Origin of the sequence: Uniformispora flossi (genome assembly GCF_049534875.1) — a bacterium.
GTDB lineage: Bacteria > Actinomycetota > Actinomycetes > Streptomycetales > Streptomycetaceae > Yinghuangia > Yinghuangia aomiensis.
This window is the reverse complement of sequence record NZ_JBMULZ010000009.1, coordinates 291513-307154: the sequence shown is the minus strand read 5'-3', so window position 1 is coordinate 307154 and position 15642 is coordinate 291513. Positions and strand designations below refer to the sequence as shown.

Annotated in this window: 11 protein-coding genes and 1 pseudogene; 9 read left to right on the top strand and 3 right to left on the bottom strand. The window is 73.3% G+C overall.

The genetic code is table 11. From position 1 onward, the window contains the following. Nucleotides 1-102: 102 nt before the first annotated feature. From ACPA54_RS21800 to ACPA54_RS21780, 5 genes are all read left to right on the top strand, one after another. Nucleotides 103-3624 carry an indolepyruvate ferredoxin oxidoreductase family protein gene (locus tag ACPA54_RS21800; protein WP_423532259.1) on the top strand — a complete coding sequence of 1174 codons (3522 nt, stop codon included), beginning with the start codon at nucleotides 103-105 and terminating at the stop codon, nucleotides 3622-3624. Nucleotides 3625-3706: 82 nt separating this feature from the next. Next, on the top strand, nucleotides 3707-4846 hold the full coding sequence (locus tag ACPA54_RS21795; RefSeq protein WP_423532257.1) for an acyl-CoA dehydrogenase family protein: 1140 nt from the start codon (nucleotides 3707-3709) through the stop codon (nucleotides 4844-4846). Between the two features lie 195 nt (nucleotides 4847-5041). Beyond that, complete coding sequence (locus tag ACPA54_RS21790) at nucleotides 5042-5494, top strand: hypothetical protein (protein ID WP_423532256.1); 453 nt, start codon at nucleotides 5042-5044, stop codon at nucleotides 5492-5494. 89 nt (nucleotides 5495-5583) lie between these two features. Then, complete coding sequence (locus ACPA54_RS21785; protein WP_423532255.1) at nucleotides 5584-6222, top strand: hemerythrin domain-containing protein; 639 nt, start codon at nucleotides 5584-5586, stop codon at nucleotides 6220-6222. A 93-nt stretch (nucleotides 6223-6315) separates the two neighbouring features. After that, nucleotides 6316-7026: a hypothetical protein gene (locus tag ACPA54_RS21780; RefSeq protein ID WP_423532254.1), complete on the top strand. Its 711-nt coding sequence runs from the start codon at nucleotides 6316-6318 to the stop codon at nucleotides 7024-7026. A gap of 90 nt (nucleotides 7027-7116) precedes the next feature. Here ACPA54_RS21780 and ACPA54_RS21775 read toward each other — a convergent pair whose 3' ends face one another. After that, the gene (locus ACPA54_RS21775) at nucleotides 7117-7887 is read right to left on the bottom strand and encodes an SDR family NAD(P)-dependent oxidoreductase (RefSeq protein WP_423532252.1); all 771 of its coding nucleotides are present in this window, start codon (nucleotides 7885-7887) and stop codon (nucleotides 7117-7119) included. Between the two features lie 131 nt (nucleotides 7888-8018). After that, nucleotides 8019-8450: pseudogene (locus ACPA54_RS21770) on the bottom strand (ABC transporter permease); the annotation flags it as partial. A 172-nt stretch (nucleotides 8451-8622) separates the two neighbouring features. Here ACPA54_RS21770 and ACPA54_RS21765 point away from each other — a divergent pair. From ACPA54_RS21765 to ACPA54_RS21755, 3 genes are all read left to right on the top strand, one after another. After that, nucleotides 8623-9573, top strand: coding sequence for a zinc-dependent alcohol dehydrogenase (locus tag ACPA54_RS21765; RefSeq protein ID WP_423532250.1), 951 nt, complete (start codon nucleotides 8623-8625; stop codon nucleotides 9571-9573). Nucleotides 9574-10260: 687 nt separating this feature from the next. After that, nucleotides 10261-10776, top strand: a complete 516-nt coding sequence (locus ACPA54_RS21760; RefSeq protein WP_423532248.1) for a hypothetical protein — start codon at nucleotides 10261-10263, stop codon at nucleotides 10774-10776. Then, a complete protein-coding gene (locus ACPA54_RS21755) occupies nucleotides 10776-11441 on the top strand; it encodes a class F sortase (RefSeq protein WP_423532246.1) in 666 nt (221 codons plus the stop codon). Before ACPA54_RS21760 ends, ACPA54_RS21755 begins: the two co-directional genes overlap by 1 nt. Nucleotides 11442-11451: 10 nt before the next feature. On the opposite strand, the gene ACPA54_RS21750 is transcribed toward ACPA54_RS21755, so the two are convergent. Further along, a complete protein-coding gene (locus ACPA54_RS21750) occupies nucleotides 11452-13665 on the bottom strand; it encodes a CRISPR-associated endonuclease Cas3'' (protein WP_423532244.1) in 2214 nt (737 codons plus the stop codon). A 190-nt stretch (nucleotides 13666-13855) separates the two neighbouring features. On the opposite strand from ACPA54_RS21750, the gene ACPA54_RS21745 reads away from it, so the two are divergent. Next, nucleotides 13856-15622 carry a bifunctional 3'-5' exonuclease/DNA polymerase gene (locus ACPA54_RS21745; RefSeq protein WP_423532242.1) on the top strand — a complete coding sequence of 589 codons (1767 nt, stop codon included), beginning with the start codon at nucleotides 13856-13858 and terminating at the stop codon, nucleotides 15620-15622. Nucleotides 15623-15642: the final 20 nt, after the last annotated feature.

The window sequence follows — 15642 nt, the reverse complement described above, 5'->3', positions numbered from 1 at the left end:
CTTGCTGGCTTGGCTGGCTTTGTCGGCCTTGCTGGTTTTCCTTGCTCAGGCGTTCCGTAGGCCGTGATCCCGGCCCGGACGCCCGCGCCGACGGAGGTCTCCATGCCGAACGCCGCCGCTCCGCTCTCCGGCCGGGTGTCGCTCGACGACAAGTACGCCGCCGAGTCCGGCCGCGTCCTGATCTCCGGGGTGCAGGCCCTGGTCCGGCTCACCTTGGAACAGCGCCGCCTGGATGCCGCGCGCGGCCTGGACACCCGGGTCTTCGTGTCCGGCTACCAGGGCTCCCCGCTGGGCACCGTCGACCTGGAGATGGGTCGCGCGGCGAAGTACCTGGACCCGGCGGGTGTGCTGTTCCAAGCGGGCCTGAACGAGGAGCTGGCGGCCACCGCGGTCGCCGGGACCCAACTGCTCGACCAGGCCCCCGGCCGCCGCCACGACGGCGTGGTGGGCTTCTGGTACGGCAAGAACCCGGGTCTGGACCGGGCCGCGGACGCCATCCGGCACGCGATGCTGGCGGGCACCGCCCCGCTCGGCGGCGCGGTGGCCTGGATCGGCGACGACCCGGCGAGCAAGTCGTCCACCGTGCCCAGCTCGTGCGAGCCGATGGTGCAGAGCCTGGCGATGCCGCTGCTCGCCCCCGGTTCGATCGCGGAGATCCTGGAGTACGGCCTGCACGCGGTCGCGATGTCACGCGCGAGCGGCCTGTGGACCGGACTGAAGATCGTCACCGACATAGCCGACGCGTCCGCCACCGTCGACGTCGGCGGCCTCGCGCACCGCATCCCCGAGCCCGCCCGGACCACCCGCGGCGCCGCCCCGACGCTGGTCGGCCCGGCGTCGCTGGACGCCGAGCACGACATGCTGACCCGGCGCCTGGACCTGGCCCGCGCCTACGCCCGCACCGCGGGACTCAACCGGATCACGTTCGACGCCCCGCACGCCACGCTTGGGATCCTCGCGTCCGGCACCCAGCACGCCGTCGTCCTGCGCGCGCTCGCCGACCTCGGCATCGGCGAGGCGGAGATGGCCGGCCTGGGCCTGCGGCTGATCAAGCTGGGCATGCCGTTCCCGCTGGACTCCGCCGAACTCGCCGAGCTGACCGCGGGGCTCGGCCAGGTGCTGGTGGTCGAGGACAAGGTGCCGTTCCTGGAGGGGCACCTCAAGGAGGCGCTGTACCGGCGCGCGGACGCGCCGGAGATCGTCGGCCGCCGCGACGAGACCGGCAGGCCGCTGCTCACCGCCCGCGGCACGCTCGGCGCCGAGGACGTCGCCCGCGCGCTCGCCGCCCGGATCGGCGCCGACCGGCTGCCGCACACCGCGGCGGGCCACCTGGAGTCGATCGCCCCCAAACGTGCGGCGCGGATCGCGCTGCCGATGGTGGCGTCGCGGACCCCGTACTTCTGCTCGGGGTGCCCGCACAACACCTCGACGCGTACCTCGGACGACACGCTCGTCGGCGTCGGCATCGGCTGCCACGTGATGATCGCGCTCGACGGCAAGAACCGCGGCAACCAGCTCGGCCTGACCCAGATGGGCGGCGAGGGCGCGCAGTGGATCGGCCTCGCGCCGTTCACCGGCGACCGGCACTTCGTGCAGAACCTCGGCGACGGCACCTTCCACCACTCCGGGTCGCTGGCGATCCGGGCGGCGGTCGCGGCCGGGGTGTCGATGACCTACAAGCTGCTCTACAACGACGCGGTCGCCATGACCGGCGGCCAGCGCGCCGAAGGCCGCCTGGACGTCGCCACGCTGACGCGCTGGCTCGCCCTCGAAGGCGTGCGCCGCGTCGTCGTCACGACCGACGACCCCAAGGCCTACCGCGGCCGGACGCTCGACCCCATCGCGTCGGTCCGGCACCGCGACGACATCCCGGCGGTCGAACGCGAGCTGGCCGACCTGGGCGGCGTCACCGTGCTGATCCACGACGACCGCTGTGCCGCCGAGGAACGGCGCCTGCGCAAGCGCGGCCGGCTCCCCACGCCCGCCGAGCGCGTCGTGGTCAACGAGCGGGTGTGTGAGGGCTGCGGTGACTGCGGCGACCAGTCGACGTGCCTGTCCGTGCAGCCCGTCGAAACCGAGTTCGGCCGCAAGACCCGCATCCACCAGGCGTCCTGCAACTCGGACTTCAGCTGCCTCAAGGGCGACTGCCCGTCGTTCCTGCTCGTCGAGCCCGGCACCCGCAAGCGCCGCGAGCTGCCCGCCCTCCCGGTGGAACTCCCGGATCCGTCGCCGCGGTTCGCGTCGGACGACGTGCTCGTGCGGATGCCCGGCATCGGCGGCACCGGCGTGGTCACCGTCTCGCAGATCCTCCAGATGGCCGCGCACCTGGACGGCCGCCACGCGGCCGGCCTCGACCAGACCGGGCTCGCGCAGAAGGGCGGCCCGGTGGTCAGCGACCTGCGGATCTCCGCCAAGCCGGTGGAAGGCTCCCTGCGCGCCTCGCGCGGCACCGTCGACCTGCTCCTCGGCCTGGACCTGCTGGGCGCGGCGGCCGACGCCAATCTCGCCGCGGCCCGCCCGGGACACGCCGTCGCGGTCGTGAACACCGCGATCGTGCCGACCGCGGCCATGGTCACCAACCAGCTCGCGGCACCCGGTTCGCCGGACGACGCGATCGCCCGTATCGAAGCCACCACCGGCCCCGCCGGGAACCTCTACCTGGACGCGCAGTTCCTGTCCGAGGCGCTGTTCGACGACCACATGCCGACGAACATGCTGCTGGTCGGCGCCGCGTTCCAGCACGGCTGCCTGCCGCTGAGCGCCGATGCCGTGGAAGCCGCGATCCGGCTCAACGGCGCGGCCGTCGACAAGAACCTCGCCGCGTTCCGCTGGGGCCGCGCGGCCGTCGTCGACCGAGACGCCGTGCACGCCGCGGTCGCGATGCCGGAGCCGGCCGTCGTGGCCGTCGACGAGGACGCCCGCGCGCTCGCCGCGTCGGCGGGCTCCGGCGAGGCGCTGCGCGACGTGCTCGCCACCCGCATCGCCGACTTGGCCGGCTACCAGAACGCGGCCTACGCCCGGCGCTACGCCGATGACGTGCGGCGCGTGGCGTCCGCCGCCGCGGTGCGCGTCGGCGAGGCGGACGGGGAGCGGATCGGCATGGCGTACGCCAAGGGCCTGCACAAGCTGATGGCGTACAAGGACGAATACGAAGTCGCCCGCCTGCACCTCGACACCGTCGAGAAGGCCCGGCGTGACGCGGAGTTCGGCGCGGACGCGGACGTGTCCGTACTGCTCCACCCGCCGGTGCTGCGCGCGCTCGGCGTCAAGCGCAAGATCCGCCTGCGCCGCACCGCGGTCCCGGCGTTCCGCGCCCTGCACGCGGCGCGTGGGCTGCGCGGCACCCGGTTCGACGTGTTCGGCATGGCCGAAGTGCGCCGCGTGGAGCGGGAACTGGTGCACGAGTACCGGTCGCTGGTCGGATCGGCGCTGACGCACCTGACGCCGCAGACCGCGGACGCGGTGGCCGCGATCGCCGCGCTGCCGGACGTCGTGCGCGGCTACGAGGACATCAAGCTGGCGCGCGTCGCGGAGTTCCGCACGCAGGCCCGGGCGGCACTGGCCGAGCTGGCGGCCGCGGGTCGGCCGGAGTCCGCGCCGGCCGCATCCGCCGCCGCACGCTGACCCACCGTCGTTCGTCCGTGTCCGTGTCCGTGTCCGTGTCTGTGTCTGTGTCCGTATCTGTGTCCGAGACCAGGAGGCTCCCTTGGCCGTCGACCGCTTGCTGCCCACCGAGGAAGCGGAGGACTTGCTCGACCTGACCCGCGCGATCGCGGACCGCGAGCTCGCGCCGCGGGCGGCCGGGCACGAGCGGGACGAGACGTACCCGGAAGGGCTGTTCGCGACGCTGGGCCGGGCGGGGCTGCTGGGGCTGCCGTACCCGGAGGAGTACGGCGGGGGCGGTCAGCCGTACGAGGTGTACCTGCAGGTCCTGGAAGAGCTGGCCGCGCGGTGGGCGGCGGTCGCGGTGGCGGCGAGCGTGCACACGCTGGCGTGCTACCCGGTGGACACGTACGGCACCGAGGAGCAGCGCACGACGTGGCTGCCGCGCCTGCTCGGCGGCGAACTGATCGGCGGCTACAGCCTGTCCGAGCCGCACGCGGGCTCCGATGCGGCCGCGCTGACCTGCAAGGCGGTCAAGCACGAGGACGGCTATGCGATCACCGGCACCAAGGCGTGGATCACGCACGGCGGCCGTGCCGACTTCTACACGCTGTTCGCCCGCACCGGCGAAGGCAGCCGCGGCATTTCCTGCTTCCTCGCGCCGGGCCGCCACGAGCAGCTGACGTTCGGCAAGCCCGAGCAGAAGATGGGCCTGCACGCGATCCCGACCACGACCGCGCACTGGGACGGCGCGGTCGTCTCCCCCGACCGCCTCGTCGGCGCCGAGGGCCAAGGCCTGTCGATCGCCTTCAGCGCCCTGGACTCCGGCCGCCTCGGGATCGCCGCGTGCGCCACCGGCCTCGCCCAGGCGGCCCTCGACGCCGCGGTCGACTACGCCAACGAACGCACCGCCTTCGGCCGCCGCATCGTCGACCACCAGGGCCTCGGCTTCCTCCTCGCCGACATGGCCGCCGCCGTCGACTCGGCCCGCGCCACCTACCTCGACGCGGCCCGCCGCCGCGACGCGGGCCGCCCGTACAGCCGCCAGGCGTCGGTCGCGAAACTCGTCGCCACCGATGCCGCGATGAAGGTCACCACCGACGCGGTCCAGGTCTTCGGCGGGGCGGGCTACACCCGCGAGTTTCCCGTCGAGCGCTACATGCGCGAGGCGAAGATCATGCAGATCTTCGAGGGCACCAACCAGATCCAACGCCTGGTCATCAGCCGCGCGTTGGCGCGGTGACCCAGACGAGCGGAAGTCCCGGAAGAAGGGCACGTGTCGCCTGCCGGCCCTTGTCATCAAACGTTGAACTCCGAAGATCCCTGCGCTTAACTGTCGCCGCGCACCACTGTGCAGCCGCAAACCGCACCTTCCGCACCACTCGCACATGCACCTGGCATCGCCGTGCGTTCGAGCCTCTACGGGAAGGTCATCATCATGCCCCGAACCAAGCGCGCCGCCGTGTCCGCCGCCTGTGCCCTCGGCGTCGCGGCCGCCATGACGGCCACGGCCCAACCGGCCTCGGCGGCCGGTCACGGGAGCGCCTACTACACCTGCTACTACAACTACCCGGTCAACGGGCCCGCGAGCACGCGGCTGGATTTCCTTCGCTCCACGAGCGGTTACCTCAAGATCAACACGGTTATGCTCGCGGTCACCAATCATGAGCTGACACCGGCGGACGCCACCGGCAGCCTCTTCTGGGGGCCCACGCCGACCATCACCGGCATGGGCGTGTGGATGGGTGTCGGCGCCCCTGTCTATCTGGACCAGTCCGCCTCGCCCGCGCTGCCCAGCGCACCGCTGCGGATAGACATCACGTCAGTAGCGTGGAGCACGGTCACTTCGTGCTACCTCTCGTCTGGAAGCTCCACCGGATTCCCGATCTGATTTCCGGCGCCCGCCCCGTCACACTTCCCCGTCGGCGTCCGTCATCCCGATGACAAGGCAAGCCGAGGACGCCGACGGCGGGAGTGACGATGACCGAGCAGGGCTTCACCCACGACTTCACGATGATGTACGTCATGCACGACGCGCTCCGGCGGGAGTTGGGCCGGATCGCCGAGATCGTGGCGACCGCGGACGACCCGCAGAAGGTGCTGCGGGAGTCGCCCGGGTGGGAGATGTTCAAGCAGGCCGTGCATGTCCACCACCACGCCGAGGACGAGGCGCTGTGGCCTGAGGTCCGGGCGGCCGCGGCCGGGAACGCCGCGGATCTGGCGGTGCTGGACGCGATGGAGGAGCAGCATGCGGCGGTCGGGCCGGGGCTGAAGTTCCTCGACGCGGCACTTGACGACGGAGAGGCCGGGGCGGCGCGGCTGCCGATGGTCGTGGAACGGCTGGTCGCCGGGCTCGGCGGGCACTTCACCGACGAGGAAGAGCAGGCGCTCGCCGTGCTCGACAAGTACGCGACACCGGAACTCCTCGTCCGCTTCGGCGCCGAGCACAGTTCCCGGATCGGCGCCGACGCGCCGCGGTTCGTGCCGTGGATGCTGGACGGCGCCAAGCCGGAGTACGCCGAGACCGTGCTCGGCCGGCTCCCCGAGCCGGTCCGGCAGGCGTACGCGCAGCACTGGGCACCCGCCCACGCCGAAACGGAGCTGTGGATCCGCGGCTGAACGGGTGCCAATTGCCGGGTATGCAACAACTCTCCGCTACCTTGGTGCGCCGCGCGGCCGCAACGGCCGCCGGAGCATCTGGGGAGTTTGCACGTGTATGCGTCGTTGAAGCGCTGGCCTGCCGCGGTCGTGCTGGCGTTCGGTCTCACCGTCGGCGCGGGCGGCGCGCAAGCCGTCGCGGTCCCGGGTTCGGGCGCCTCGTGTGTCGCGGACGCCAAGCCGGGGCACCCGCGGACCCTGCCCGAGGCGGAGATCTTCGCGACCGACAACACCGCCGTGATCACCGATCCGGGTGATCCGCGGCTGAACACCCGCCTCAACCGGTTCGCGTGCGACGTGCGGGCGACGATCCGGGCGCAGGGCGCCGACCCGGAGGCGTCGACGCTGCTGGACGGCGTGTTCTGGTCGAGCGACCTGCAGGCCGCGACCTACGAGCGGTCGCGGGAGTTCGACGTCGACGACGTGACGTCCGCGCAGCTGCGGGACATCGCCGAGACGGTGCGCAAGCAGTACCGGCAGGAGTCCGTGCTGACGTTCGAGTACCTGCCGGCCGACGCGCCCGGCGCGGACGCGCTGATCGCCGAGGTCTCCGGATTCGACGTCCAACGCCTGCACGACGGGCTGCTGGCCGACCCCGGAGCCCGCGACACGCTCTACGGCGGTTCGGTGACCGTCCGCGGCGGCAAGCTCATCCTCGTCGCGTCGCGCGCCGACGAGGGCGTGGTGCGGGGCTTCGTGGGCCGCCTTGGCGGCGACTGGTCCCAGGCGGAAGTACACTACGGAGCTCGCGAGTTCGTCGGCTGAGCGGGAACAAGGCCGCGTACCCGCGCGCGGTCGGGCCGGACATATCCGAGGTGTGTCCGGCCCGACCGCATCCCGAGAAGCCCGCGCGGATCAGCCCGCGGTCAGGCCGCCGTCGTTGTGCAGGATCGCGCCGTGCACGTTGCGCGCCTCGTCGCTGGCGACGAACGAGAACATCGCGGCGATGTCCTCCGGCTGCGCCATCTCGCGCGGCACCATCGCGCGGCCGACGAGGTCCCAGTCGACGTCGCCCGGCATCTGGTAGTTGGCCACCAGGCTGGTGTCGATGCCGCCCGGCGCGATCGCGTTGACGCGCAGCGGCTGCTTGATGAACTCCCAGGCCAGCGACCGGGTGAGCTGGACGACGGCGCCCTTGCTCATGGTGTAGACGACGCTGTACGCGAGGCCCATGACGCCGGCGTTGGACGCGATGTTGACGATGTTGCCCTTGCGCTCCAGCAGGTGCGGGATCGCGGCCTGAGCGAGGAAGAAGTAGCCGTCGACGTTGACGCCCATCATGCGCCGGTAGTCGGCCTCGCTGACCTCGAGCAGGTGCTCGGCGCGGGCTATGCCCGCGATGTTGCCGAGGACGTCCAGCCCGCCGAATTCGGCGACCGCGTCGGCGGCCGCCGCGAAGCACTCGTCGCGCGAGGACACGTCGGTGACGCGCGTGGCGGCCTTGCCCGGCAGGTCGGCGCAGAGCTTCGCGGTCTCGGCGAGGGTCTCGGCGTTGATGTCGAGCAGGTACACGTTGGCGCCCTCGGCCGCCAAGCGCAGCGCGGTCGCGCGGCCGACGCCGGAGCCGGCCCCGGAGAGCAATGCGGTCTTGCCGTCGAACCGGCCGGGAACATGGACAACCGACATGCGCTCACTCCCAATTGACGTGCTGTTAGTTGTGCTGCGGGGCCCGGCGCGGCGGAGGCGGCCAGTGCTCACGGATCGTGCCACAGGGCGGTGGCGGATTCCATGGTTGGTTTCGTGAGGAGGGGCTCCGGTCAGACGGCCGCCAGGGCTTCGGTCGGGGGCAGGTGGGAGGCGCGGACGGCCGGGTAGAGCCCGGCGACGGCGCCGATGACGAGGGTGGCGCCGAGGCCGCCGGCGGTGGCCCAGGCGGGGATGACCGCGTCCCAGTTGCGGGTGCTCGCGTACCCGGTGGTCACGGCCATGCCGAGGGTGACTCCGGCGAGGCCGCCGAGGGCGGACAGCATGAGGGACTCGACGAGGAACTGGGCGCGGATCTGGCCGCGGGTGGCGCCGAGGGCGCGGCGCAGGCCGATCTCGCCGCGGCGTTCCAGCACGGTGATGACCATGGTGTTGGCGACGCCGACGCCTCCGACGAGCAGCGCGACGGCGCCGAGGCCGAGCAGCAGGCCGGTGAAGGCTTCGTCGGTGGCCTGCCGGGCGGCGAGCGCGTCGGAGCCGCGGGACGGGGGCGGGCTGGTGGTCGTGGTGCGCCTGCCCGGCGCGTGATCTTCTTTCCACCCGCATCGTTCCGAAAACCGAACACCTCGATCCCATATTCGAAGCCAACCCCTTGCGCTCTCCCCTCCCCCGCGCTACTTTCCGCCCCGGGAGAGCGGCACGTCGAGAGGGACACAAATGCGCGCGGTACGAGGCCTGGGCTCGTCGGCATCCGTCGAGGTCGTGGAGGTCGCGGACGTGCCCGCGGTACCGGACGGCGACGTGCGGCTGAGCATCGCGGCGGCGGGCATCTGCGGCTCGGACCTCGGTTACCTGGCGATGGGCAGCACGCTGCTGCTCGGCCATGAACTGGCCGGCGTGGGGCCGGACGGACAGGCGTACGCGGTCGAGGCGATCTTCGGCTGCGGCACCTGCGACCAGTGCGGCGCGGGCCGCCGGAACCTGTGCCGGAGCGTGGGGATGCGGGTGCCGGGGATGACCATCGACGGCGGCATGGCGGACACGTACGCGGTGCCCGCGGCCTCCCTCGTCCCGCTGCCCGACAGCCTCGCCCTCGCCGACGCGTGCCTCGTCGAACCGGCCGCGGTCGCCTGGCGCGCGGTACGCCTCGCGGGCTGCGCCCCCGGCAGCCGCGTCGCCGTCGTCGGCGGCGGCGCCATCGGCCTCCTCGCCATCGCCGCCGCCCAGGCCCAAGGCGCCGCCGACGTCGCCCTGATCGCGCGCCGTGCCGAACGCATCACCGCCGGCGAACGACTCGGCGCGCTGCCCGCCAAGGGCGAATACGACATCGTCATCGACGCGGCCGGGACCCCGGACGCGCTCGACGACGCGGTGAACCTCCTCGCCCCGGGCGGCACCCTCTCGATCGCCGCCCTGCACGCCGACACGCTGCCGCTGCCGTTCCTCCCGGCGTTCATCAAGGAGGCCCGCGTGGTCACGTCGATGGCCTACGGCACGGCCCCCGACGGCACCCGCGACGTCGACGCCGCAGCGGGCATGCTCGCGACCCGACCGGACATCCCGGCAACGGTCATCACCCACCGCTACCCCTTGGAGTCCGCCGCGGAGGCCTTCCGCGTGGCAGCCGACCGGGGGACGGGCGCGATCAAGGTGGTGCTGGAGCCGTAGACGGCGAGGACATCGTGGCCGAGGCTCCGAGCCTCGCATCGCGGACTCGGGCGCCGTCGGCGAGGGGCCGTAGCCCCCTCGCGACACGACCGCCTCGGGGCCAACTCCCGCCACGCACCATGTCGTCGCCTACGCCGCGCAGGACTCCGAACCGCCGACGTCCGCTGTCCCCTCCCGCAGATGCCACCCATTTCGCGCGCAGCCCTCGCCACCCGCATGCGCGGCGTTGCCGCCGGCAGGCCTCCGCCCACCCACTACGCGCGTGACCCCTCGGCCTGCTGCAACAGCGATAGGGGGTTGTGCAGCGCCACACCGCACGCCTTTGCCTCGCTTGCGCCCGCCCCTCCCCTCGGTTGGCGCCTGTCGCAGCGTGAACGGCAAGCTTCTCCCCCAAGCCGATCTTCCCCTGCCGGTCTCGGTCCGGGCCCCGGTTGCCCCGGTCGCCGTCGCCGCCTGTCGACCCCTCCCTCTGCGGCGCCCCAACGCAGGCCGTCTGTCCCACTCTCCCCCGTTCGGGCGATTGTCGGTGCGTCGTGTCTCCGAAGCGGAATGCCTTGTCCGGGGCGGGCCTTGGCGTCGCGGTGCGGCCGTTCGGGGGACTCGGGCAGGGGGCGCGTCACCGCCGAGGAGGTTTGAGTGGGCTTGTCGAGCGGCTTGTAGCGCTCGCCTGTCCCCTGGAGGTCCCCCGTGTTCGCAGCCCGCTTCGCCGTCGGCGCCGCCGCCGCGGCCGCGCTGCTCGCCGCGACTCCCGCCGCGGCCGCTCCCACGCCCGGTCAGCCGAATATGCAGGTCAGTCCGGGCAGCGTCGAGCCCGGCGAAACCGTCAAGATCGTGCTGACCTGTCCCACCGCGAACGGCGTCGCCGCCGACGCGCAGTCCGAGGCCGGGCCCGTCGTGTTCGGCCCCCACAACGGCGGCGTGTTCACCGGCACGCTCGCGGTGGCCGCGTCCACCCCGGCCGGCCAGTACGCCGTCGTCGCGAACTGCACGTCGTCGTCCGGCACGCCCGCCCCCGCCCCGGTGACCGTCAAGACCACCGTCGTCGTGGCGAGCAAGACCGTCAGCGGCGGTGTGCACACCGGCCTCGGTGGCTCGGTGTCCGGTCCCGACACCACGCAGGTCGCGATCGGCGCCGCCATCGCCGTGGCCGCACTCGGCGGCGGCATTCTGCTGCTCCGCCGCCGCGGCGGTTCCGGCGCCTGATGGCCGACGCCGCAACCGACACCGAACGCGCGTCCTCCGCCCCCCGGGCGAAGGGCGCGCGTTCCGGCCTGACCACGGTCGTTCTCGGCATCGTGGTCGGCATCGTGCTCATCGGGCACGGATTGGCCCAGCGCAGTGACGGCCCGCCCGAACCACCCACCGCAGCTTCCGTGTTCGCCGACGACGGTGCGCCGACCGCGGACCCGATGGAGCGTTCCGTACCGACCCGGGTGCGGATCCCGGCGATCGGGGTGAACGCCGCGATGATGCCGCTCGAAGCGTCGGCCTCTGGTGAGCTTGCCGTCCCCCCGCCGGACAAGGCGGACATGGCCGGATGGCACGACGGCGGGGTCACGCCCGGCCAGCTCGGCACCGCGGTGGTCCTCGGCCACGTCGACAGCCGCGACGGCCCCGCGGTCTTCTACGACCTGGGCCGCCTGCGCAAGGGCGCCACCATCGAAGTCGCCCGCAAGGACGGCCGCACCGCGGTCTTCACGGTGTACGGGATCGACATGTACGACCGCACGTCCTTCCCCAGCAAGCAGGTCTACACCGATGCGCACCGCCCCGAACTGCGGGTCATCACCTGCGGCGGCACCTTCACCCCCGGCACCGGCTACAGCAGCAACGTGGTCGTGTTCGCCCGCCTCACGGCCGGCCGCTGAGCACCCGCGCTCACGGCACCAGCCCCTCGACCGGGCCGTCGTGCCGCGCGCTCGACCGCCAGTCGGCGATCCGGACCAGCGACTCCAGGAACGCCAGCCGGAACGGCCCCAGGTCCGGGCGGTCGCGCAGCGCCACGACCCGCGGCGTCCACGAACCTCCGGGACGGAACGCCGCGGTGTCGAGGGACTGCGCGGGGAAGCGGTCGCCGGTGGAGACATCCACCGGCGGCGTGCGGTCGCCGTCCCGGACGCCGAGCAGCGTCGCCGCGTCCTCGTCCGCGCCGGGACGTACCGACACCCGTACCTGGCCGTGGTGCGCCGCCACCAGGTAGGTCACCAGCTCCGGGTCGACGCGGGGCGTGTGCCAGTCCTCGCCGCTCAGCAGGATCAGCGCGCTGACCAGCTCGTGCCGGAAGTACGGGCGCGTCGATACGCCGGTGCTCCACGGCGCCTTGGACTTGGCCAGCAGGTACGCCGGAGGATCGCCGCCTTCGCCGGAGCGCAGCATCGCCTGGAACACGTCGTGGCACTTGCCGAGGTCGTGGAAGCGGGCGGCGCAGGCCACGGCTTCCCGCTGTTCCTCGGGGAGTCCGGGCAGCGCGGCCATGACCGCGCGGGCTTCCTCTTCGGTCTCCACCAAGTGCTGGTCGAGGCTCACCCACGCGACGCACGCGTACGCGGACGGCCTGCGTCCCGTGAAGAGCGATGCGACCGGCACGGCGCTTTCCGGTGCCCATCCCGCGTCGGGGAGGTAGCCGCCACGCGCCGCGTCGAGGACGACGACGGATCCGGCCCGGAGATCCTCGGACACGGCGTGCCGCCACCGGCCGTCGGCCGGGTCGCGCAGCCACACCCTGCCGCCGTCGACCAACTCCCGGACGTCGGACAGCGGCGCTTCGCACTGCTCGGTACGGGCGGGTTCCGGCTCGTCCTCGGCGGGCTCGCCCGACTCCCAGGCGCGCCAGGCGACGAAGACCGTGCGTTCGTCGTCGGCGCAGATCCAGGGGCTCGCGTCGGTCGGCGCGGCGCCGCGGGCGTTGTCGAACATCGCCCGCAGGTCGCGCTCGGCGAGCACCGGGGAGGGCGGTGTGCCATGGCCGACGCGCGCGCGGAACAGGTCGGTGGTCGTGACCGTCTCACCGTCGTGCGCGTCCAGCCAGTCGGCGACGTCCGTGTCGGCCCCGGACGCGTCCGGCGGGACGCACCACAGCAGGTCGCCGCCGTCGGGGTGCTCGCCGTGCCGGTTGCACCGGCCTGCACGGTGTACGAGCGCGCTCCACGGGGCGAGTTCGGTCAGGAGGGTGCGGCCGGACACGTCGCTGCCGACGTCCAGGGCGCCGGTCGCGACGACGATCCGGTCCCGGCCTGCGTCGTCCAGTTCGGCGGCGCGCTCGCGGCGGTCGAGCGCGCGGGCGTAGGGGTGGACCAGGAGGGTCTCGCGGTCGGGCCGAGCGGCGCGCAGTGCGCGGTAGACCTCGCGCGCGCGGCGTGCGGAGCCGAGGACGGCGATGGTCTGGGTGCCGGGCACGTGGGCCTCGATCAGCGCGGCGGCGACGTCGTCGGCGTACCGGGCCGGGTCCGGGTGCACGCGCTTGATGCGCCGCACCGCCGCAGGGCCGTCCGCGTCACTGCCGGTCCCTACCGACGACATCCACGTGCTCGACGTCGGCGCCACCGTGCCGAGCGAGTCGCGCAGCGACTGCAGCCGCTCGCTCGTCGGCAACCCGGGCCCCATCAACGGCATTTCGTCGAACACCCAGTGCGTGTCGGTGTTGAGCAGGCCGAAGGAGACGGGTGCCATTGTCCGTGCGTCGGCGAATCCGCGCAGCAGAGCCCGGCTGAGCAGGCCGTCGTGCGTGCCGGCCAGGATCGCGGTCCGTTCGGGGTGGCGGCGCCAGGTGCCGTTCTGCGCGTCCGGGCCCGCGAGCAGGTGCAGGTCGACCTGGTCCGCGCAGCCGAGGCGGTCCAGCCAGTCGGCGATGCGGGCATGAGTCGGGTCGGCGAGGCTGCCCTGCGGCAGGACGTAGGCCAGGCGCCGCGGCGTCGTCTCGGGTGCGGATATCAGCCGCCGGTACAGCCAGGCCAGCACCGCGGCCGCGGTCTTCCCGCCTCCCGACGGGATCCGCAGCGAGCGCGGCAGCCCACGCGCCGCGAGTCCGGACTGATAGGGGTAGGGCCGATGGCCGGTGGCTGTCCGGAAGAACTCCTCGAATCCGCGCGTCATTCACGACTCCTCGTCTCAGCCTCCCGACTGTAGGGGCCCGGCGAGCGAAACGAGAGGGCCACCGGTCGTCCGACTTGTCCGACCCAACGGCTAATGTCGACCCGGCAGCCGCCCTGCGCCGACGCCGACGACAGGGAAGCCACCGAAGACACGGCAAGCCGCCGACCCGCCCGGAAACGGAGACCGTCCGATGACCGCCCGGTCCTCCCCCGCCCCGGCCGGTGTGCCGCATGCCCTGGTCGGCTGTCCCCGGGCCGTGCTCGTCCCCGACGGCGACGGCCCCGGCGGGCGGCTCCAGGGGCTGACGGACGACGGTCGGCCGATCGGGGAGCCGGTCACGGCGGCGGACGTCGCGCGGGCCGTCGCCGAGGTCGAGGCGTCCGGGCGGGCGCCCCGCTGGGTGTGGGCGGCGGCCGACGACGCGTATGCCCCGATCCTGCCGGTCCGGGTCACCCGCTGCCACGACCTCGCGCTCGTCGAGGCGCTGCTGCTGGCGCACGAGGGCGGTTTTGGACTGCCGCGGTCGCTCGGCGCGGTGTGGGCGCGGCTGCACGGCCTTCCGGTGCCGGACGACCTGCCCGCGCACGCCGACCCGCACGGCGGCCAGGACAGCCTGTTCGCCCCCGACCGGCGCCAACTTCCGCCCGGTGTGGATACGTTGACGGCCATCGTGGCGGTGCATGCCGATCAGCAGCGGCGGATCCAGGCGATCCAGGATCCGGCGGCGCGAGCGCGGTTCCGGCTGCTGGTCGCCGCGGAGTCGTCGGGCGGGCTGACCGCGGCGGAGATGGCGTACGACGGTCTGCCCTGGCGCGTCGAGGCGCACAACACGGTGCTGTCCGAGCTCCTCGGCCCGCGACCCACGATCGCCGGTGCGCCGCCGGCGAAGCTGGCCGCGGCCGCCGCCCGGCTGCACGAGGCGCTGGGCGGCAAGGCGTTCAATCCCGATTCGCACACCCAGGTCGTGAAGGCGTTCGCGGACCAAGGCGTCCGGCTGACCTCGACCCGGCGCTACGTGCTGCGCGAGATCGACCATCCCGCCGCGGAACTCCTCATTCGCTACAAGGAGTTGTCCCGGCTGCACACCGCACACGGGTGGGCGTGGCAGGACACCTGGGTGCACGGCGGCCGGTTCCGGCCCGAGTACGTGGTGGGCGGTGTCGTGTCCGGACGGTGGGCGGGCCGCGGCGGCGGGGCGTTGCAGATCCCGCGGATTCTGCGGAGCGCGGTGGTCGCCGATCCCGGCTGGTGCCTGGTGGTGGCGGACGCGGCGCAGGTCGAGCCCCGGGTCCTGGCCGCGATGTCGCGCGACGCGGGGCTGGCGCGCACGGCGGCGGGCGGCGATTTGTACGAGGCCTTGGCCGCGGCCGCGTTCCAGGGCGACCGCGACAAGGCCAAGCTCGGGCTCCTCGGTGCCATGTACGGGCAGACGAGCGGCGACATCGGCCCCCTGCTGGCGACCTTGCGGCGCCGCTACCCGAACGCGATGGGCTTCGTCGAGGCCGCGGCGCGGACCGGCGAGGACGGCGGGATCGTCCGCTCGGTGCTCGGCCGCGCGTGCCCGCCCCCGTCCGCGGACTTCCTCGACCTGGCCGACGGGGCCACGCCGGGCGCCGCCGAGCCTTCGGACAGCGCGACCGCGCGGTCGGCGCGCGCCCGGGGCCGGTTCACCCGCAACTTCGTCATCCAGGCGAGTGCGGCGGACTGGGCGCTGGTGCTGCTCGCGGTGTTGCGCGGGCGGCTGACGGCGTTGGCCGAAGGCGCGCCGGGGCGACCGCACTTGGTGTTCTTCCAGCACGACGAGGTGATTGTGCACACACCGCGGGTGATGGCGGATGCCGTGGTCGCCGCGGTCGAGGCCGCCGCGGACGAGGCGAAGCAGTTGGTGTTCGGCGACGTTCCGGTACGCCTGCCGGTGGTCCCGGCGGTCGTGGACGATTACGCGTCGGCGAAGTAGCGGGCCTGGCAGGCGCCGGG